The following is a 19431-nucleotide window of genomic DNA, read 5'->3' on the forward strand; positions in this document are numbered from 1 at the left end:
GTCACGATCCGCGTTCTCAGGTCAGCCCAGGTGAGCGCGGGCCGCATTCAACACGGCGACGCTGCCCGCGCCCAACTCGCGCTGGGCGAACCGTCGGGCCTCCTCCAGATCGGCCCCCGCCCCGAGCACCGTCGGGATGCCCTCCTCGTCGAAGACCACGGTGTGTCGCGCCGTCGCGACGGTGCCGTCGGAGCCGCTCGTAACCCGCCATTCGCCCGTGTGCACCGTTGCCAGCGGCGGCACGACGAGGTGCCGGTACGCGATCGCCCCCGGCCGGCACACCCGTACCACCTCACTGGCGTGCCGGCCGTGCCCGGTCAGCGTCTCGGTCCGCACCACCTGTACGTCCTCAACGTCGTGCCGAACCTCGACGTGGACGAGGTCCGGCACCAGCTCGACCCACTTGCGCATGTCCCGCAGGAACCCGTAAACGTCCCCCGTCGAGCCGCCGGTGACAACCGACTCGGTGAACGTGAGCAGGCGCTGCGGGCGTGCCGAGGCCAGCTCGGCGCCGGCCTGGAAGGCCGCCAGCTCGTCGGTGCTGAGCCGGTCGAGCACCTCCTCAATCCAGGCAAGAGTGTCCCGGTCGTCGTCCAACGCCTGGTAGTCGTGCTGAAGCCGAACCAGGCATTCACGATCGCCGCGTGGTTCGAAGATCCAGGTACCGCCCATGTCGGCCACGGGCGGTCGCGCGGTCTCCTGCCGGTACGACACTCGCAGCGCCCTCGGGTCCAGGCGGCGTAGCGCCACCCAGTGGTTGATGGTGCCGTCGGTGGTGGTCCACACACCCACCCGGTCCGCGGCGTCATCGCCGGCGAGTCGCTCCGCGTGCACCGTGGTCGGAAAGATCCACGACCAGGTCGTCACGTTCGCTATCAACTGATAGGCGAGGGCCGCCGGCGCTTGGATCTTCGCCTGGTGCTCGACATCACGCCGTCGGGAAGCCGGCATCACTAACCACCTCCTGCTTCATCGGGTCCGCCTGCCTTGCCGCGTGCGGTCTGCGCCAGTTGCCGCCCATACGGTTCACTCGCCGTACCGAGGCGCAGCGCCGCGTGGCTGGCGAGGAAGTGCACGTCACGCCAGAACCGTTGCAGCGGCTCGCCGGCGAACTGGCCGCTGGTACCAGCTGCCCGGAACAGCCGCTGTACGGCGTTGACGAGCTGCTCCACAGCCAGTGCGCAATCCATCGGGTTGCGCACCGCCTCGAGCGGCGTGACGCTCGGCTGGTCGGCCACCTGAGCGGCCCGTTGGAGCAACAGCCCGGCGGCGTCGGCCATGCCGGCAGCCCAGGCCAGATCGCGATGGCCGGCCGCGCGGTCACCGGACGCCGGGTCGCGGGTGCCGCCGAGCCGCGCCGACCAGGCCGCGATCGCGCCGCGGGCGGCGCCGAGCGCGGGGGCGGCGAAAAGCAGGCCGCTCGCCACCCGGAGCGGCACGGTGTGACACCGCGCCGTGGAACCGACGCTGTGCCCGCGCCACATGGACTCCCGCAGGAAGGCGCGGTGACGCGGCACGAAGGCGCCGTCCACCACGACCGTGTTGCTGCCGGTTCCCCGCATCCCGGTGGGGAACCAGGTGTCGAGCACTCGATAGTCCGCCCGGGGCACGAGAAAGAACATGGGTCCTTGCCCGCTTTCGGGCCCCGGCCCGCAGACGAACGCCCAGTCTGACGACTCGACACCGCTGACGTACCGCCACTCGCCCCGTACCAGCCAGCCTCCGGGCACTTCGCTGGCGGTCCCCGTCGGGGTCAGGCCGGCCACCACGAGAGCGTCCGGTCCGTCCCCCCACAGCTCCCGTTGGCCGTCCTCGGGCAGAAACGCACCGAGGCGGCCCGCTCCGGCCGCCAGCGATGCGCACCAGGCGGCCGAGGTGCAGCCCGCCCCGACGGTCGCCGTGGCGGCAAGCAGTTCGGTGAAGGTGCCGGCGACACCACCCCAGCGTTGCGGTACGAAGTGCCGGCAGAAGCCCACCCGGATCAGCTCCTCGATGACCTCGGGGCTGAGCGTCCGGTGGGCGTCGGAGTCCTCGGCGTGCCGCGCGGCCAGGGCGGCGACCTGCCCGGCAGCACTCAGGTCACCGCGGCGCAGCACCTGTCCCGGCATGAAGCACCTCCTCGCTTGTCTCGTGCTCCGTCACCACGCCGCGACCAGGTCGGCACTGACCGTCGTGTCCATCCACGACTCACTGCGTAGGCAACACAGCAGCGAGCGGGCCGAGACATTCAGGTAGTTGCTGTGCCGCACGAGCTGGGCCAGCTGCGGCACGGAGACCCACAGGTGACCTTCAGGCTCCTCGTACGGAAGGTCCTCGGCGGTTTCCACCACCAGATAGCGGGTTTCGGCGTGGTAGAACCGGCCACCCTCCTCGGAATGCACGACATCGAGCCGGATGCGGTCTGGTGGCGCGGCGAGCGCATAGTCCAGAAACGGCGGTCGCTGTTCGGTCGGAAGATCACGGTAGTTGTCGGGCGTGCACTGCACGGTCGGCGCCAGCTCGACCACGTCCAGCGTGCCGGCTTCGCTGAGCGCACGGACCAGCACGTGCCGGACCCCCGCGATGTCCCGAACGAGGAAGGCGACAAGCCCCCGACCGCAGGGGGCGAGCATGGGCTGCGACCACTCACGCACCTCACGGTTGGTCGCCTGCACGTTGACTCCGATGATCCGGAAGAAGTGGCCGGAATCGTGCTCCACCACCGAGTCCCGGAGACGCCAGCCGGCTACCTGTGACAACGGGATCCGCTGCTGGTCCAGTCGGTGGTTGGACTTCGCTTCGGTAAACCAGCTCAGCACACGCTTCATCGGATGCCACCCCTCGGCGTCACCGGTGTGACCCGGACCCGCGTCGCGCCTGGGTGACGGCATGCCGGACAACACCGTACGGCTGTCCATGTTGACCAGGTTGTCCACCGACAGCAGCTCGCGCAGTTGGGGCAGCGAGAGCCAGCAGAAATCGTCCCGGACCGGAACGTCCTCGTCGACGTAGACAATCATGTTCCGGTTCCGCTTCCCCAGGAACCAGGATCCCTGCTCGGACTGAAGCGAATCGAAGAGGACCTGGTGCCGGCGTGCCGCGACGAAATACTCCAGGTACGGCACCGAGCTACCACGGTGTACCCGCGTGTAGTTGCTCCGGGTGGCCTGCACCGTGGGTGAGAGCTGCAGCAGGTTGATGTTGCCCGGCTCCATCTTGGCCTGCATGAGGAAGTGCGGCACCCCGTCGAAGTCTTTGACCAGGATGCCGAGGATGCCGGTCTCGGGCTGGATGATGATCGGCTGATCCCAGGCAGTCACCTGGCGCGAGTTGGTGCGCACCCGCAGCCCTTCGACGGTGAAGAACCGGCCGCTGGCGTGTGCGATGTTTCCGGTGTCGGGGTCGGTCGTCCAGCCTTGCAGGGCGTCCAACCCGGTCGGGGTGACCCGAAACCTGTTCGCCCTCGCCCGGCTGTCGAACCACTCGTGGAACTCCGAAAGGTCGCGGAACACTTGTGCCTCCCCTTTCGCCGGCGAGCCGGCTCAGACCAGGTACGCCCCACCGTCGACGGGCAGCACCGCACCAGTGACGTGTCGCGCGCGCAGCAGCGCGATCACCGCCTCGGCAACGTCCTCAGCGGTACCGACCCGCCGCAGCGGCGTTCCCTGGCGGACCTTCTCCGCGATGTCTTGGAAAAACGGGTCGTCGCGGGTCCACGGCGTCTCGGTCAACGCGGGCGCCACCGCGTTCACCCGAATCTCGGGGCCGAGGGCCTTGGCGAGCAGGCGGGTCATGTGATCGAGCGCCGCCTTGCTGACCGCGTACGGGATGGAGCTGCCGACCGGACGTGAGCCGGCCACCGACGAGATGTTCACGATGCAGCCGTGGCCGGACTCGCGCAGATGCCGGGCGGCGGCCGTGGACATCTGCCAGGCGCCGAGGACGTTGACGTCGAGGATGTGACGCCACACCTCGACGGTGGCCGCGCCGAGATCCCCGTGCGGGATCACCCGCGTGGTCCCCGCGTTGTTCACCAGCACGTCGAGCCGGCCGTAGGTCTCGAGCGCCGTGGCGACGAGACGTTCCGCGTCCTCGGGCACCGAGACGTCCGCACGGACGTACGTGGCCCCGTCCAGGGAGGCGGCCAACTCCTCACCTGCCGAGACGGAACGCGCCGAGTTGACGACCACCCGCATGCCCTCTGCCGCCAGGCGCCTGGCAATCGCCGCGCCGATTCCTGACGAAGAGCCCGTGACGAGTGCGACCTGCTTGTCCATGCCAACGCTCCTCCCTCGACCGCTCGGACCACGAGGCAGCCTCAGAGGGCAGGGTGTCGGGCTGGCATCGAGAACCGGTCGAGAGCGCCTGACGGGTGATCAGGGCATCCCTCGAGTCGCGTGACCGAGGTGTTGTCAGCAGCCCTTCAGATCGAGATACTTCGATCACAGTCGGCCCTTGAGGAGAACGCATGCCCATGTACCCATCCCGCACCAGGGTGCTCGTCGCGGTGACCGCGTCAGCCGTGCTGGCCGGCACGGCGACCGCCGTCGCCGTGGCCGCGCACGCCGCAGCGGCGGGCTGCGCCGTCACGTACACGGTCACCTCGCAGTGGACAGGCGGATTCGGGGCGAACGTAGAGCTCAGGAACCTCGGCGATCCGGTGACGAGTTGGACGTTGACCTGGTCGTTCGGTGCCGGACAGCGAGTGACACAGGCGTGGAACACCGATCTCACCCAGAGCCGATCAGCGGTGACGGCACGCAACGTGGCGTGGAACGGCTCCCTGTCGACCAACGGCAGCACCAGCTTCGGATTCAACGGATCCTGGAGCGGCAGCAACCCCGACCCGGCCAGCTTCGCCCTCAACGGAACGACCTGCACCGGCGGGGTGACCACCCCGTCACCCAGCACGTCACCGTCGAGCAGCCCCACGAGTCCACCGCCCGGCGTGCTGTCCCGGGTGCACACCGCGGGCCGCGTCAAGACCAGCGGCGACGCCGTGCGGTACAGCTGGCCCGGCGTCTACTTCGAGGGCCGGGTCCGGGGCACCGGAGTGGGAATCGTGCTGAACGACTCGGCGGCCGACTACATCGTCCAGGTCGACGGTACGACCGTCGCCACCCTCGTGACGCCCGGTCAGACCACCCGGTGGATCACCGGCCTGAGCAACACCGAGCACACCGTACGCCTCGTGAAGCGCAACGAGAGCCCATGGAGCACCAGCGAGTTCGGTGGGTTCGTCGCCGCCCCGGGCGGCGAGATCCTCGCCAGGCCGGCCCCCCGGAGCCGGCAGATCGAGTTCATCGGCGACTCGCTGACGGCCGGCTACGGCAACACGTCGACCAGCCGCGACTGCACCGGCGACCAGGTGAACCGCACCACGAACACCGACGTCAGCTATGGCGCCCTGGTCGCCCGCCGGCTGTCGGCCGACTACCAGATCAACGCGTTCTCCGGCAGAGGCATGGTCCGCAACTACAACGGCAGCGACCCGGGCACCGACTACCGCACCTACTACGACCGCGCGCTGCTGAACGTGCCCGGCGACATGTGGAGCCCCGGCACCTGGAAGCCCCAACTCGTCGTCGTCTACCTCGGCACCAACGACTTCTCCACCGCCCTGAACCCCGGCGAGCCGTGGACAGCCGAGAGCCTCGTCGCCGCCTACCGCACCGCCTACAGCACCTTCCTGCAGAAACTGCGGACCCGTTACGGCACCGCCACGACCATCGTCGCCGTCGGCGCCAGCCCCTTCGCGGACTCCGTCCAGCAGGTGGTTCAGGAGCGCACCAACGCGGGCGACAACCGGGTCCGCTACTGGGCCCTCGACAGCAACGGTCTGGACCTGCTCGGCTGCCACTGGCACTACTCCACCCGCGACCACCAGCTCATCGCCGACCGGCTCGGCACGTACCTCGGCAGCCTGTCGCTGGGCTGGTAGCCGGCGCGGTCCGCACCCGACCCGCAGTTCCGCTCGCCGCGGCATCCGGCCGCGGCGAGCGGGTGGGCCGGTCGAGGTGCCGAGCCCGACCACCTCGACGGCCGGTGGCGGGGCGGCATGATCGCAGGTAGTGTCGCCGATCGTGAGCGCGGTCGCCCGAAACAACGTCACGGTGCTAGGCCGCGATGCGGATCCCACCATCGTCTTCGCCCACGGCTTCGGCTGTGACCAGCACATGTGGCGCCTCGTCACGGACCGCTTCGTCGACGAGTACCGGGTGGTGCTCTTCGACCACGTGGGCTCGGGCGGCTCCGACCTGTCGGCGTACCGGCCGCAGCGCTACGCCTCGTTGCAGGGCTATGCCGAGGACGTGGTGGAAATCCTCGCCGAACTGGACCTGCGGGACGTGGTGTTCGTCGGCCACTCGGTCAGCGCGATGATCGGCGTGCTCGCGGCGGCGGCCGAGCCGAGCCGCTTCTCCCGGCTGGTGCTGGTCGGCCCCTCGCCCCGCTACCTCGACGACGAGGACTACCGCGGCGGCTTCACCCGCGCCGACATCGACGAACTGTTGGAGTCGTTGGACAGCAACTACCTGGGCTGGTCGGCGGCCATGGCCCCGGTCATCATGGGGAATCCGGACCGACCGGAACTCGGCGTCGAACTGACGAACAGCTTCTGCCGCACCGATCCGGCCATCGCCCGGCAGTTCGCGCGGGTGACGTTCCTCTCCGACAACCGGACGGATCTGCCGCAGGTCACCGCGCCGAGCCTGATCCTGCAGTGCACCGACGACATCATCGCCCCGTACGAGGTCGGCGACTACGTGCACCGCCACCTGCCCGACAGCACCCTCGTCGTGCTGAACGCGACGGGTCACTGCCCGAACCTGAGTGCCCCCGAGGAAACCGCGGACGCCATTCACGCGTTCCTACGGAATTATTGAGCGTGGTCAATCCTCTTGAGCCGGTCGAGACCTTCATCCCGCTACTCGAAGAGAGCGCGGAGGATCTCTACGAGAGGGCGCCCTGTGGCTACCTGTCGGTGCTGCCCGACGGCACCGTCGCCCGGGTGAATCAGACCTTTCTGGACTGGACGGGTTACCAGCGGGCTGAGCTGTTGGGCCACCGGGTGCAGAACTTCTACACGATCGGCGGTCGGATCTTCCACGAGACGCACCTGGGACCGCTGCTGCACATGCAGGGCGAGGTGCGGGGCGTCGCGCTCGAGTTCCGGCGGGCCGACGGCAGCCGGCTGGACACCCTCGTGAACGTGGTCCTGCGACGGAATCCGGACACGGCGTCGGCGGTACTGCGGATGACCGTCTTCGACGCCACCGACCGCCGCTCGTACGAGCGGGAGTTGCTCGGCGAACGCCGCCGCGCGGAACGCAACGAGGATCGGATCCGGGTGCTGCAGGAGATGGTGGCGCGCTGCGCCTCGATCGACCGCGCCGAGGACATCGTCGCGCCGATCGCCACCGCCGGGACGGAGGCGTTCGAGGCGACCGACACCGTGGTGTGGCTGCTGCACCCGCAGCAACCGGTGCTCACCGTCACCGGTCCCACCGGGCCGGTCAGCCCGTCGGTGGGTCTCGACGATCCAGGACCCGAGGCGCGTGCCGTACACGCCGCCGAGGTGGTCAGCGCCGACGGACGCGTGGTGACGCCGCTGGTCGCCGACGGTCGGGTGCTCGGCGTGGTCTCGTTCGACTTCTCCGCCGGCCGACGGGTGGCCGCGGACGAGGTGGAGCTGATGCGGACCGTCGGCCGGCAGGCCGGGCAGGCGCTGGAGCGGGTACGACTACACGAGGAGACCACGCGGCGCGCCTGGCAGACGGCGTTCCTCGCCCGTCTGGGTCGCGACCTGGACGAGGCGGTGGGATCGGCTGACCGGGCCCGGCGGCTGGTCTGCCTGCTGGTACCCGACATCGCGCAGTACGCGCAGGTGGACCTGACCCTGGCGCAGGCCACCGACGGGGCGACCGCTCCCCCGCCGTTCGCGACCAGCGCAACCGGGTACGCCGACGACGTGGTCTCCCAGGGACCGGGCGGACCGTGGCCGATCGACGACGGGTTACGTGCCACCGTACGAGCGGCCGGAGAGAACATCCCGGTGCCGTTGGCGGGACCGGACGGTCGGTCCGGCCTGGTGCTCCCGCTGCGCGCCCGGAACGCGGTGATCGGCATCCTGCTGCTGGCCGGGTCGCCGGCCGCACCCGGCCCGTTCCCGCAGGATTTCCTGCTCGCCCTCGTCGACCGGGCCGGGTTGGCGCTGGAGAACGCCCGCCTGGCCGAGCAGGACCGGGAGGTTGCCCGCATCCTCCAGCGCAGCCTGCTGGTCAGCGAGCGGCCCACCGACCCGCGCTTCCACGTGGCCACCGTCTACCGCCCGGCGGAGGACCGGCTGGAGGTCGGCGGTGACTGGTACGACGCGTTCACCACCTCGGCCGACAGTGTCGGTGTGGTCGTCGGTGACGTGGTGGGCCGGGGCATCCGGGCCGCCAGTGCGATGGGCCAACTGCGCAGCGCCGTCCGGGCGCTGGCGAAGGCGCGGTGCGGCCCAGCGGCGGTGCTGCGGCACATGGACGACTTCGTAGCCACCCTGGAGGCGGGACGGATGACCACGCTGGCCTACGCCGAACTGGCGCTGGACACCGGCCTGCTGCGGTACGCGTGCGCCGGTCACCCGCCGCCGCTTCTGCTCCTGCCGGACACCACCCCCCGATATCTGTGGGACGGTCGTTCCGGACCGCTCGGCACGCACGCCGCCAGCCGGGCCCGCCGGGAGGCCGAGCTGACCCTGCCGCGGGGCTCACGACTGCTGCTCTACACCGACGGCCTGGTGGAGCGGCGTGGGGAACGTATCGACCAGGGACTCGACCGCCTCGCCGAGGCGCTGGACGCCCGCCGGACGGCCCCGATCGCGTCGTTGACCCAGGAGATCAGCGACGGGATGCTCGCCGGCGAGGGTGGCCACGACGACACCTGCCTGCTGGCACTGGCCTTCGACGACGCCCCGCGGTTCCACACCGACGTGCCGGCCCGGATGTCCCGGATCAGCCCGTTGCGGACCGAGCTGAACGACTGGCTGGCGGCCTGCCAGGTTCCCGAAACCGAGCGGTACGGCATCGTGCTGGCCTGCTCCGAGGCCGTCGCCAACGCCATCGAACACGGCTACCAGGGCGACCCGTCAGGCGTGGTGAGCGTGACCGCGGCCCTCGACGGGGGCCTTCTCGACCTGCGGGTCTCCGACACCGGCCGCTGGCGTGCCCCGCAGGCCACCGTCCATCGCGGGCGTGGGTTGGCGCTGATGGGACGGCTCATGGACGACCTGGTCATCGACCGGGGTACGGGCACGAACGTGTTGATGCGACGGCAGCTCAGAGGGACGACGAGGTGACTGACGAACGGGTGACCGTGCACGGCGAACGAGGCTGCGCGGTCGTACGACTGCACGGCGAGGTCGACCACGGCAACGCCGAGCTGGTGGAGCGGGACGTGCTCACCACGACCCGCGCCGCTGCCGGGGTGGTGATCGACCTGACCGGGGTGACCTTCCTGGACAGTGCCGGCCTGCGGTGCCTCGACCAGCTGGTGACCGCCTTCCGTACACGCCAGGCACCGGTCCTGGTTGTCGCCCCGGACGGCGGTGCCGTCCGGGGCACTCTCGACCTGATCGGCTTCCTCCCTGACCTGCTCGCCGGGACACTGGACGAGGCGCTCGCCGAACTCACCCGGTGAGCCGTCGGACGGCAATCAGCCAGCGGCGTGCGCCGTGGGGCGACGAGGAGCCTTCCGCCCGTCATCGATTGTCCACTCAGCCCGGAGGCAACGCCCGGGGGTCGGGCCCGCGCGGCGGGACGTAGGGTGTCCGCATGGATGCCCGGCTCTTTCGCGACGTCCTGTCTCCGACGAGCGCCGGCAGTCCCGGTATCCGACCACGGTGAGTCGCGGCTCGGTGCCAGCGCAGCGCGCCGACGTCGCGCCTCGTCGCGACGAGCCACCACCTGGCCTGGCGGCCTGGTGCGCCCACATCACCGGGTCACGTCCGTTCGAGGTGGCCATCGTCGTGCTCATCATGGCCAACGGGATCGTGCTCGGAGTCGAGACATACCCCAACCTCGGCGCGGCGGGAGCGTTGCTGCGGTGGACGGAGTGGGTGTTCCGGCTGGCCTTCGTCGTGGAGATCGCGATCCGTGTGCTGGCCCACGGCCGTCGGCCGCAGGATTTCTTCCGGCACGGCTGGAACGTCTTCGACTCCCTCGTGACGGCGGCGTCCGCCAGCACCGATCCACGCCGCAGTGACGCGGCCGGGTTCCAGGTCTCCGCCCGCCACCGGAATCCTTGACCGTCGATATGTAGCGGGTGATACTGCCTGCGGATGCTGGCACGGACGTCGCTCGTCGACACCTGACGCATCCTGGTCACCATTGTCAGCACCCTGCTCCTGGCGCCGGTCGCGCCCCTGTCGGCCACATCGCCGGTCAGCGCGGACACCAGCCAGTTCCGGGGCGTGAACTGGGCCGTACCCGACGGCAGCTCGTCAAGGGGGAGTAAAGACATGACCGTACCCCGGCGGTGGCGCCCTTCCCGAGACCACCGGTTCCGCCTCCGCCGTGCGGTCGCTCTCGCCGGGGCGGTGCTGGTGGCTGGTGCCGCCTCGCTCGCGGTCACCTCCGCCGCCCACGCGGCGGTGATCGACCCGTCGGCGTACTACCAGGTCGTGGCGCGGCACAGCGGAAAGGCGATCGAGGTCGCCGGCCAGTCGGGCGCCGACGGCGCGACTGTGCAGCAGTGGGCCCGCTCGGACCGAACCAGCCAGCAGTTCCAGTTCGTCGACGCCGGCGGCGGCTACTACAAGCTGCGCGCGCGACACAGCGGCAAGGTCGTCGGTGTGGCGGGCGGCTCCACGGCGAACGGCGCCGACGTCGTGCAGAACACCGACAACGGGGGCGCCAGCCAGCAGTTCCGGGTCATGGACACCACCAACGGGTACGTCAAGCTGGTCAACCGCAACAGCGGCAAGGCACTCGACGTCTGGGAGCGGTCCACCACCGACGGCGCGCGGATCTCGCAGTACACCGACAACGGCGGCACCAACCAGCAGTGGCAGCTGGTGCGGGTCGACGGCGGCACCCCGACCCCCGGCTACGCCGGCTACCTGTTCAGCTACATGCTCGGCGAGGGCTCGGCCAACGGCGAGCAGGTGTACTTCGCCCTCAGCCAGGGCAACGACCCCACCCGCTGGCGGCAGCTCAACAGCGGCCGGCCGGTGTTGACCTCCACCGTCGGCACCCGGGGGGTGCGCGACCCGTTCATCGTCCGCTCGCCGCAGGGCGACCGGTTCTACCAGATCGCCACCGACCTACGTATCTACGGCAACGGCAACTGGGACGCCGCGCAGCGCACCGGCAGCAAGTCGATCGTGGTCTGGGAGTCCACCGACCTGGTGAACTGGAGCGCCCCACGGCTGGTGCGCGTCTCGCCGGACACCGCTGGAAACACCTGGGCGCCGGAGGCGTACTTCGACGAGACCCTCGGTCAGTACGTCGTCTACTGGGCCTCCAAGCTCTACGCCACCAACGACCCCAACCACACCGGCAACACCTACAACCGGATGATGTACGCGACCACCTCCGACTTCCGCACCTTCAGCACCCCGCAGGTGTGGGTCGACAAGGGTTACTCGACCATCGACTCCACGATGATCAAGCACAACGGCACGTACTACCGGTTCACCAAGGACGAGCGCAGCGCCTCCCAGTCGGCGTGCGGCAAGTTCATCCTCGCGGAGACGTCGACCACGATCCTCAACCGCAACTACTCCTTCCTGCGCGACTGCATCGGTCGGGGCTCCCTGTCGCAGGGCGAGGGGCCGCTGGTGTTCAAATCGAACACCGAACAACGGTGGTACCTGTTCATCGACGAGTACGGCGGCCGGGGATACATCCCCTTCACCACCACCGACCTCAGCAGCGGGCAGTGGAGCGCGGTCGCCGGCTACAGCCTGCCCGGCCGCCCGCGCCACGGCACGGTGCTGCCGCTCACCCAGGCCGAGTACGACCGCATCCTGCAACGGTGGGGCTGAACGGGTGGGGCCTGGGGACCAGTCCAGAGCCGAACCGGCCCCCAGGCTGGCTACTACTGGCAGGTTCTGCGCTCCGGCGCGCAGAACATGACCTCGGGGTAGCGCGGCGACGACCCGTCCAGCACGGGTTGGATCCGGTTTCGCAGGTGCAGGTCGAGAAACGCTCGGGTGTAGGCGCGGGTGATCTCGATGGAGCGGATCGGGGGCAGATCGGCGCCGCTGCCGATGCCGACCTGTTCGGCGAGCAGGGCCACGTCGGTGAAGGAGGCGTGTACCGTTCCGGCGACCACCAGCCAGCGCTTCCACTGGGTCAGGCGCGGCCAGTCACGCTCCCAGCGGGCAGCCGAGGGCATTCCGGGGGTGAAGTTCGCCTGCCGGCCCAGGAACAGGAACGGTCGCGCCAGCCCGCTGTCCGGGATGTCGTCGTAGGTGAGACCGTCGATGTCGATCCCGGCGTCGATGCGCGGGTCCGCCACCATGGCCGCCTGGGTGCCGGCTCCGCCGGCGGAGTGACCCACCATCGCGATCCGGGACGGGTCGATCAGCGAGGCGCCCCACCACTTCCGGCGGGTGTCGGTCAGTTGGTCGATCACGAACGAGACGTCGGCGGCCCGTCCTCGGGTCAGCTTCTTCCAGAACGCCTCGGTCCTGTCCGGTGACTGGCACGCGACGCAGGTGGTGACCCGCCCGTCGGGAAAGCTCGTGCCGACGCTCTCGTACGTGTGCTCGACGGCGGCGACGACGTAGCCGTTGCTGGCCAGGTCTTCGGCCAGTCCGGTCAGGACGCTGCGGGGTTTGGTGAAGCCGGGCGAGAGCACGACCAGGGGCAGGCTCCGCTTCCGTCCGGCCGGTGCGGAGTCGGTGAAGGCGTTGGTACGCGTCCTGCTGAGCACGTCGTACGGCACGCTGGTGATGCCGGCGTCCTTGAGCAGCAGTTCCGACTCCATCGGAGTCATGTACTGAGCCCGCAGCCTGCCCGTCGACCTCGTCGGGTACCACAGCGAGACCATCAGTTCTCTGGCTGTCGCCTCGGCCACCCAGGGATCGTGGCGCGAGGTGTCCCTCAGGTGCAGCGAGGTGGCCCCGACCGGATGGGCACCGGTCGGTTCCGGCACGTACAGGCTGGCCGAGGGACGTGCGGCGGCGGGTGCGGTCGGGGCCGACCGCGTACCGCCGCCCGGCGTCGTACCGGTGTTCGCGAGCGCCGCGGGGGTCGGCGCCACCACCGGAGCGGTGACGCTCAACGCGGCCACCGTGGCGAGCAGCCGTGTCGGGCGGATGTTGCCGGTTCGCCGGAACGGATGGGTGATGTGAGTGATCATAGGTGTCCTTCCTCGGTGATTCGGTCCTGTTCGCCTATTCGGTGCGCAGGGCGACGGCGGTACGGGTTCGGGCGGCCCAGCCGGCGGGCAGGAGTGCGCCCACGACGGCGATCAGTGGGCCGCCGAGACCGAGCAGCAGCAGCCCGGCCGGCTGGTAGACGTCGGTGATGGCGGGGGGCAGGGTGATGCCGGCGCCGTGCCCCATCGCGGGCACCACCACCCGGTGCATGGCCACCCCCGCCACGGCGCCGACCGCCCCGCCGGCCAGTCCGGTCACGACCACGGACGCGACGACCATCGCGACGGTCTGCCGGGGCGTCATGCCCAGTGCCTTGTGGATGCCGAGTTCGCCGACGCGTTCGCGGGTGTCCAGCACGACCATGTTCAGCACGCCCATGCCGGCGACGGCGACCAGCATCAGGGTGAGCAGGGCGGCCAGCGCGTTGAGCAGCACGATGGTTTCGCTGCTGCCGCCGGACTGCCCTGGCTGCGCGGTGAAGCCCGACGGCGTCAGCGCGTCGTTGAGCGCGGTGACGTAGCCGGTCACGTCCGCGCCACCGGCGAGGCGGATGTGAAAGCTGGCGGCGATCAGGGTCGGCTTCGTGGCGGCGAACGTCGCGGCATCGGTGAACACCAGCATGTCGTTGGTGGGATGGAAGACCTCACCGACGATGCGCACCGGTACCGCCTTACCGTGGTCGGCCAGCACGACGGTGTCACCGATCCGGGTCCTGGTGGCGGTGAGGAAGTTGGTCGCCACCGCGGCTTCTCCCGGTTTTGTGATCCACCTGCCGGAGACCATCTCGTAGCCGCCCCAGGACGCGTCACCGGTGAACGCGTAGAGGCGGGCGGATCCGGCCGTTCCGGCGACCGCGACCTCCGTGGTGGCGACGCTGTAGTACTTCTCCGTCCCGGGTGACGCTGTGATCGCTGAGGTGATCCTGGTGGTTTCGTCCGCGCTCAGCGGCCTCGGCACGTCGGGGACGGGGTTCGGTCCGCGTGGTGGACCGAGGGTCTCGATGACCACGTCGGCGGCGGCGTGGTCCTTGGCGATCTGCACCCGGTTCAGCGAGGAGGCCACGCCGACGGCGAAGGTGACCGTGGCGGTGCCGAACACGACTGCCGCGAGCATCGCGGCCGCGCGGGCCGGGCGGGCGAAGGGGCGGGCCAGTCCGAGCGTCATCGGACGGGGCAGCGGAAGCCGGGCGGTCAGCCGGGCCGCTGACCGCCCACGGCCAGGGCGAGGCGTACGCCCGACGGCGATCGCGTCGACGGTGCGAAGCCGACCGGCCCGCAGCGAGGCGGCCCAGGCGGTCAGCGTCACCATGCCGAACGCGCCGCCGACCACGACGGCGTCGACCCACCAGGCGACGCCTGCGGTGCTCGTGTCGTAGAGCTGGTCGGCATCGGCCAGTACCGGGATGGCCAGTAGGTTCCCGGCCACGACTCCACCCGCGATGCCGACCGCCGCCGGGATCAGCGCCTGGGCCACGTACGCCCGCACGACCTGCGCGGGAGTGAACCCGATGGCCTTGAGGATGCCGATGCGGCGCGTCGCGGTGCCGACCGCGCCGGCGACCACATTGCCGACGACGAGCACCGACATGACCATGCCCAGCGCCCCGAACGCGACCAGGAACGGCAGGAACAACGCGGTGGTGCGCTCGTCGGCCTCCTTGACGGTCAGCCACGACTGCGTCCCGGCCAGCGCCTCCGTTCCGACCACAGCGGTCACCGCCGCGCGGCCCCGGTCGAGCTGGGCTGCGGTACTCGCGTCGGCGAAGCGGTAGAGCATCTGATACCCGCGGGTGGCGCCGGGCGCGGTCAGGGCGGCGACGTCGGACGGCGACACCCAGGCGTCGGCGGTGCGGGTGACCGACCGGGCCACGCCGACCACCGTCAGTGCCGGCTGACCCGGCAGGTCGGCAAAGCGTAGGACGGTGCCCAGCGGCGATGGCCCGATCGGGTAGTCCGCGGAGACCACGATCTGGCCGGGACCGGTCACCCACCGTCCCTGGCTCAACAGGAGTTCGTCTATCGTTCCGCTCGAGGCGGTACGGCCGACGAGCGTCATCGGTGCCAGCTCCCGGTCGACGGCCGCATCCCGGGGCGTGCCGGACACGGTCGAAAACGGACCGGCGACCGCGGTGACACCAGCAACGCGGGCTGTGGCCGACAGCCGCTCGGCCGTGGTCTCGGCGCCGTCGAACTGCGCGGTGAGGTGCGCGCCGTGTTGCGCGGCGAACGCGCGGTCGAACGGCGCGCTGGAGGCGACCACCAGCGATCCGCCCAGCACCGAGGCGGTCACCGCGATCATCGTGGCCAGCCCGATGACCACCGTCTGCACCCGCCGGCGCGCCACCCCCGATCGCACCACACGACCCGTCGCGCTCATCGGGTTCGTCCCGCCGCGACGTCACGGGTGACGTCGGCGACGACCCGGCCGTCCACGAGCCGGATCGTCCGGGTCGCGCAGGACTCCGCCAGGGTCAGGTCGTGGGTGACCAGGACGATGGTCTGGCCGTCGGCGTGCAGCTCGTTGAGCAGCCGCTTGACGTCGTCACCGGAGGCGGTGTCCAGCGCGCCGGTCGGTTCGTCGGCCAGCAGCAGCGTCGGCTTGTTGATCAGCGCTCTGGCCACCGCGACGCGTTGCCGCTCACCGCCGGAGAGCCGGCCGGGGTAGGCGGCGGCGTGCCGGGCAACCCCGAGCGCGTCGAGCAGCTGATGGGCGCGGCGGTGGGCGGCGCCGGACGCCGTGCCGGATAGTCGCGCGGGCAGGACGACGTTGTCGACGACGGTCAGGTCGTCGAGGAGGTTGAAGAACTGGAAGACCATGCCGATCGTGTCGCGCCGGTAGCGGGCGGAGCCCGCCTCGTTGAGCCTGTCGACGCGTACGCCGTCCACGGTCACCGTGCCGCTGCTCGGTCGATCCAGCCCGGCGATCAGGTTGAGCAGCGTGGACTTGCCGCTCCCGGAGGGCCCGAGGATGGCGACCGCCTCGCCGGGCGCGATGCTCAGTGTCGTGTCGTGCAGCGCGGGTGGCCCGTCGTCGTACCGTCGCGTCACGTTGCGCAACTCGATCACCGGCGTGGTCATGGTCGTCTCCCTCGGCTCGCTGGTCGGCGGTGATCGACGCTAGGCGCGCAGACAACCCGGACACATCGGTCCGGCGAGCGATCTTCAGCGGCGTCGCGGGATGAGGTGGACGCGAGTCATCCTCGCGGCGTAGGCGGCTGAGCCGAGCCCGGTGGATCTTTGGGCCGATGCCGCCGGCCGCCAGGCAGGGCCAGAATGGGCCCGGTGACGAACGTGGCGACGATGACCCGCCAGCTGCGGGCATGGAGCAGCCAGTTGCGGCGACCATCCGGTCCGTTGCCCCGACCGTCCCCGCGCAGCCGGGCGTTCGACGCGCTCCTCGCGCTGGGCGTCAGCCTCGTCGCGATCCACGGAGGCTACGGCGTGTATCCCAGGCTGACCGTCGAACCCGACAGCCGGGACGCGCCCCCATCCCCGCTGGAACCACCGGACCGGCTCGGGACGGACATTCCGGCGCTGGCGCAACACCGGATCGCCTGGGTGATCGTGATGCTCGCCATCGCCGCCCCGCTGGTGGCCCGCCGTCGGTATCCGCTGGCGATGCTGTGGGTCGTCATGTGTACGGCCGCCGTGATCTCCCTGCTGACCAACGACCGTGCCACGCTGCGGTTCTCGTTCTACGTCTGCGTCATCGCCGCGTACAGCGCCGCGATCTACAGTCCGCACCGGCTGTACGCACTGGTCAGCCAATCGGTGGCGGCGCTGTTGTTCAGCCAACTCCTCCCGTCGACCCTGCGGTCCACCGTCTCGAACGAGGCGGTTCCGTTCGTGGTGCTGATCCCGATCGCCATCGCCGCCGACGGGCTGCGCAGGTGGCGACGGCGTGCCGACGAGGAACGCGCGCGGACCGCCGCGCTGGAACGCGAACGGGACGAGGCGGAACGCCGCGCGGTCGAGCAGGAACGCGCCCGCATCGCCCGAGAGTTGCACGACGTCGTCACTCACAACGTCAGCATGATGGTCATCCAGGCCGGCGCGGCCCGCACCGTCATGGCAGTCGACCAGGAGGAGGCACGCCAGGCGTTGCTCGCGGTCGAGGCCGGTGGCCGGGCGGCGATGTCCGAACTGCGCCACGTCATGGGACTGCTGACGATGAACTCCCCCGGCCCCGACCCGGCCGGCGCTGCGGATCTCGCGCCCCAACCCGGCCTGGACCGGCTGGACGCCCTGCTCGCCGGCGTACGAGCCAGCGGAGTACCGGTCGAGCTGACCGTGGTCGGGCAACGCCGCCCCGCGTCGGCCGGGGTCGAACTCGCGGCCTACCGGGTGGTGCAGGAGGCGCTGACCAACACCATCAAGCACGCCGGCGGCGCGTCAGCCACCGTCGTCGTCGAGTACGCCCCCGATCACCTCCGGGTGGAGGTGACCAATACCGGCGGCACGCCGCGCGCGTCGGCGGCGACCGGCAGCGGACGCGGGCTGATCGGACTGCGGGAACGGCTCACCGTCTACGGTGGGACCCTGCACGCCGGGCCCCGCCCGATCGGCGGCTACCGCGTCCACGCACACATCCCCCTGGAGGATTCGTGACCCCGCCGGTGCGTGTCGTGATCGCCGATGATCAGGCGTTGGTCCGCGCCGGCTTCCGGATGATCCTCAAGGGTGACGGCATCGACGTGGTCGCCGAGGCCGCCAACGGCGTCGAGGCGGTCGACGCCGTGCGTCGCACCCGACCCGACGTGGTCCTCATGGACGTCAGGATGCCCGAACTGGACGGCTTGGAGGCCACCCGGCGCATCCTCACCGGCGCCACGGACGACCCGCGCGTCATCATGTTGACCACCTTCGACCTCGACCAGTACGTCTACGCGGCGCTGACCGCCGGCGCCAGCGGCTTCCTGCTCAAGGACGTCAGCCCCGAGCACCTGGTCGCCGCGGTCCGGCTGGTCCGCACCGGCGACGCGCTCCTCGCCCCGGCGATCACCCGCCGCCTCGTCGAGCGGTTCGCCCGCCGTGACACCGACACTCCCGCGATCCCCCACGACCTGAGCGTGCTGACGGCACGCGAAGTCCAGGTCCTGCGCCTGCTGGCCGAAGGTTTGAACAACGCCGAACTCGCTGACCGCCTCACCGTCTCCGAGGCGACCGTCAAGACCCACGTCGCCCACATCCTCGCCAAACTCGGACTCCGCGACCGCGTCCAGGCCATCGTCGTCGCCTTCCAGACCAGACTCGTCACCCCGCCGACACCGGAGTAGCCGATCCGGCGGCCACTTCACGCGCCGCGGGCGGAGTCCAGCTCCTCGACCGAGGCGAGCGCGTCGGCGAGCAGGGCACGCTGGCTGTCGTCCAGCGCGGTGGCGCGTACCCGGGTCAGCAGTTCCTCGACGCGGGCGAGGTCGCCGAGCCGCATGGCGAGTTCGGCACGGTAGACGAACGCCTGCACCACGTCCGTGACGTCGGGCTCATCGTCGGCGCGGGCCAGGGCACCGTCGAGGATCTTCGCCGCCTGGGCGGCGTCCCCTTTGGAGTCGCCGAGAACGATCGCGTTCTCCAGGGTACGAGCCAGCCGGCTGTCGGAGGCGGCAGCCTCCTCGACGTCACGGTCGTCGGTTTCGTCCGCGGTGGCCGCCGCCTGGAAGATCCGGATCCAGTTGCCGCCCGGGTCGACAACGCTGAACCCGCTGACCTGGCCGGTGTTCTTCCGCTTCCGGGGTCGGGTGACCCGGGGGATCCCGCCGAGCAGGACCTTCCCGTGTCTCGCCCGCATCCCGTCGGCGAAGGACTGGTAGAGGGCGCTGACGTCCGGGACGAACACCAGACAGCTGCCGTAGGACCGTTCCGGGTCGAGGTCGGGCACACCAAAGAAGTGAAGTTGCAGGTCTTCCCGCTGGACGCAGAGGTAGTGGTTGGGTCGCTCCTGGCGGTGGGTCACGGTGAAGCCGAGCATCGTGTAGAAGTCGCCGACGTCGTCGATGGAACGGCAGGGCAACAGCGGGATGGTCACCTCATTGGCCATGGTTGGTCCTCTCGTCAGGGGCGGGCGGGTCGGTGTCTGTCTCTTAT

Annotated in this window: 16 protein-coding genes; 8 read left to right on the top strand and 8 right to left on the bottom strand. The window is 70.4% G+C overall.

All coding sequences use genetic code 11. The features are described 5' to 3' along the window. Positions 1 to 21: 21 nt before the first annotated feature. From E1166_RS06215 to E1166_RS06230, 4 genes are read right to left on the bottom strand one after another with little or no spacing between them, the layout of a single operon-like run. Positions 22 to 951, bottom strand: coding sequence for an SRPBCC family protein (locus E1166_RS06215; protein ID WP_132336581.1), 930 nt, complete (start codon positions 949 to 951; stop codon positions 22 to 24). Between the two features lie 2 nt (positions 952 to 953). Further along, the gene (locus E1166_RS06220) at positions 954 to 2108 is read right to left on the bottom strand and encodes an acyl-CoA dehydrogenase family protein (protein ID WP_132336583.1); all 1155 of its coding nucleotides are present in this window, start codon (positions 2106 to 2108) and stop codon (positions 954 to 956) included. A 30-nt stretch (positions 2109 to 2138) separates the two neighbouring features. Then, positions 2139 to 3491, bottom strand: a complete 1353-nt coding sequence (locus E1166_RS06225) for an NDP-hexose 2,3-dehydratase family protein (protein WP_132336585.1) — start codon at positions 3489 to 3491, stop codon at positions 2139 to 2141. A 30-nt stretch (positions 3492 to 3521) separates the two neighbouring features. Next, complete coding sequence (locus tag E1166_RS06230; RefSeq protein ID WP_132336587.1) at positions 3522 to 4256, bottom strand: SDR family oxidoreductase; 735 nt, start codon at positions 4254 to 4256, stop codon at positions 3522 to 3524. Positions 4257 to 4447: 191 nt separating this feature from the next. On the opposite strand from E1166_RS06230, the gene E1166_RS06235 reads away from it, so the two are divergent. From E1166_RS06235 to E1166_RS06260, 6 genes are all read left to right on the top strand, one after another. Further along, positions 4448 to 5920, top strand: coding sequence for a cellulose binding domain-containing protein (locus tag E1166_RS06235; RefSeq protein ID WP_243710214.1), 1473 nt, complete (start codon positions 4448 to 4450; stop codon positions 5918 to 5920). A gap of 142 nt (positions 5921 to 6062) precedes the next feature. Beyond that, complete coding sequence (locus E1166_RS06240) at positions 6063 to 6863, top strand: alpha/beta hydrolase (protein ID WP_132336589.1); 801 nt, start codon at positions 6063 to 6065, stop codon at positions 6861 to 6863. Between the two features lie 2 nt (positions 6864 to 6865). After that, positions 6866 to 9319: a SpoIIE family protein phosphatase gene (locus E1166_RS06245; RefSeq protein WP_165944257.1), complete on the top strand. Its 2454-nt coding sequence runs from the start codon at positions 6866 to 6868 to the stop codon at positions 9317 to 9319. Continuing rightward, positions 9316 to 9660 (top strand): STAS domain-containing protein, encoded by a 345-nt coding sequence (locus tag E1166_RS06250; RefSeq protein ID WP_165944258.1) that lies wholly within the window; start codon positions 9316 to 9318, stop codon positions 9658 to 9660. Before E1166_RS06245 ends, E1166_RS06250 begins: the two co-directional genes overlap by 4 nt. A 217-nt stretch (positions 9661 to 9877) precedes the next feature. Then, complete coding sequence (locus E1166_RS06255) at positions 9878 to 10267, top strand: ion transporter (protein WP_243710216.1); 390 nt, start codon at positions 9878 to 9880, stop codon at positions 10265 to 10267. 213 nt (positions 10268 to 10480) lie between these two features. Beyond that, positions 10481 to 12007 carry an RICIN domain-containing protein gene (locus E1166_RS06260; protein ID WP_132336593.1) on the top strand — a complete coding sequence of 509 codons (1527 nt, stop codon included), beginning with the start codon at positions 10481 to 10483 and terminating at the stop codon, positions 12005 to 12007. Between the two features lie 53 nt (positions 12008 to 12060). Here the strand turns inward: E1166_RS06260 and E1166_RS06265 are convergent, their stop codons facing one another. Genes E1166_RS06265 through E1166_RS06275 form a run of 3 tightly spaced genes read right to left on the bottom strand, consistent with a single transcriptional unit; the run spans position 12061 to position 16425 of the window. Further along, positions 12061 to 13329, bottom strand: coding sequence for an alpha/beta hydrolase (locus E1166_RS06265; protein WP_132336595.1), 1269 nt, complete (start codon positions 13327 to 13329; stop codon positions 12061 to 12063). A 34-nt stretch (positions 13330 to 13363) separates the two neighbouring features. Further along, positions 13364 to 15724 (bottom strand): FtsX-like permease family protein, encoded by a 2361-nt coding sequence (locus tag E1166_RS06270; RefSeq protein ID WP_132336597.1) that lies wholly within the window; start codon positions 15722 to 15724, stop codon positions 13364 to 13366. After that, positions 15721 to 16425 carry an ABC transporter ATP-binding protein gene (locus E1166_RS06275; RefSeq protein WP_132336599.1) on the bottom strand — a complete coding sequence of 235 codons (705 nt, stop codon included), beginning with the start codon at positions 16423 to 16425 and terminating at the stop codon, positions 15721 to 15723. Before E1166_RS06275 ends, E1166_RS06270 begins: the two co-directional genes overlap by 4 nt. Positions 16426 to 16620: 195 nt before the next feature. On the opposite strand from E1166_RS06275, the gene E1166_RS06280 reads away from it, so the two are divergent. Together E1166_RS06280 and E1166_RS06285 are read left to right on the top strand one after the other, a co-directional pair. Next, positions 16621 to 17955, top strand: coding sequence for a histidine kinase (locus E1166_RS06280; protein WP_132336601.1), 1335 nt, complete (start codon positions 16621 to 16623; stop codon positions 17953 to 17955). Beyond that, the gene (locus tag E1166_RS06285; RefSeq protein WP_132336603.1) at positions 17952 to 18623 is read left to right on the top strand and encodes a response regulator transcription factor; all 672 of its coding nucleotides are present in this window, start codon (positions 17952 to 17954) and stop codon (positions 18621 to 18623) included. Before E1166_RS06280 ends, E1166_RS06285 begins: the two co-directional genes overlap by 4 nt. Before the next feature lie 17 nt (positions 18624 to 18640). Here the strand turns inward: E1166_RS06285 and E1166_RS06290 are convergent, their stop codons facing one another. Beyond that, positions 18641 to 19384 (bottom strand): VOC family protein, encoded by a 744-nt coding sequence (locus E1166_RS06290; protein ID WP_132336606.1) that lies wholly within the window; start codon positions 19382 to 19384, stop codon positions 18641 to 18643. Between the last annotated feature and the right edge of the window lie 47 nt (positions 19385 to 19431).

The sequence above is a fragment of the Micromonospora sp. KC213 genome (assembly GCF_004348325.1).
Taxonomy (GTDB): Bacteria; Actinomycetota; Actinomycetes; order Mycobacteriales; family Micromonosporaceae; genus Micromonospora.

Coding starts and splice junctions, on each gene's coding strand:
- E1166_RS06215 (WP_132336581.1), bottom strand. CDS start 951: ATGCCGGCTTCCCGACGGCGTGATGTCGAGCACCAGGCGAAGATCCAA.
- E1166_RS06220 (WP_132336583.1), bottom strand. CDS start 2,108: ATGCCGGGACAGGTGCTGCGCCGCGGTGACCTGAGTGCTGCCGGGCAG.
- E1166_RS06230 (WP_132336587.1), bottom strand. CDS start 4,256: ATGGACAAGCAGGTCGCACTCGTCACGGGCTCTTCGTCAGGAATCGGC.
- E1166_RS06235 (WP_243710214.1), top strand. CDS start 4,448: ATGCCCATGTACCCATCCCGCACCAGGGTGCTCGTCGCGGTGACCGCG.
- E1166_RS06260 (WP_132336593.1), top strand. CDS start 10,481: ATGACCGTACCCCGGCGGTGGCGCCCTTCCCGAGACCACCGGTTCCGC.
- E1166_RS06265 (WP_132336595.1), bottom strand. CDS start 13,329: ATGATCACTCACATCACCCATCCGTTCCGGCGAACCGGCAACATCCGC.
- E1166_RS06270 (WP_132336597.1), bottom strand. CDS start 15,724: ATGAGCGCGACGGGTCGTGTGGTGCGATCGGGGGTGGCGCGCCGGCGG.
- E1166_RS06275 (WP_132336599.1), bottom strand. CDS start 16,425: ATGACCACGCCGGTGATCGAGTTGCGCAACGTGACGCGACGGTACGAC.
- E1166_RS06280 (WP_132336601.1), top strand. CDS start 16,621: ATGGGCCCGGTGACGAACGTGGCGACGATGACCCGCCAGCTGCGGGCA.
- E1166_RS06290 (WP_132336606.1), bottom strand. CDS start 19,384: ATGGCCAATGAGGTGACCATCCCGCTGTTGCCCTGCCGTTCCATCGAC.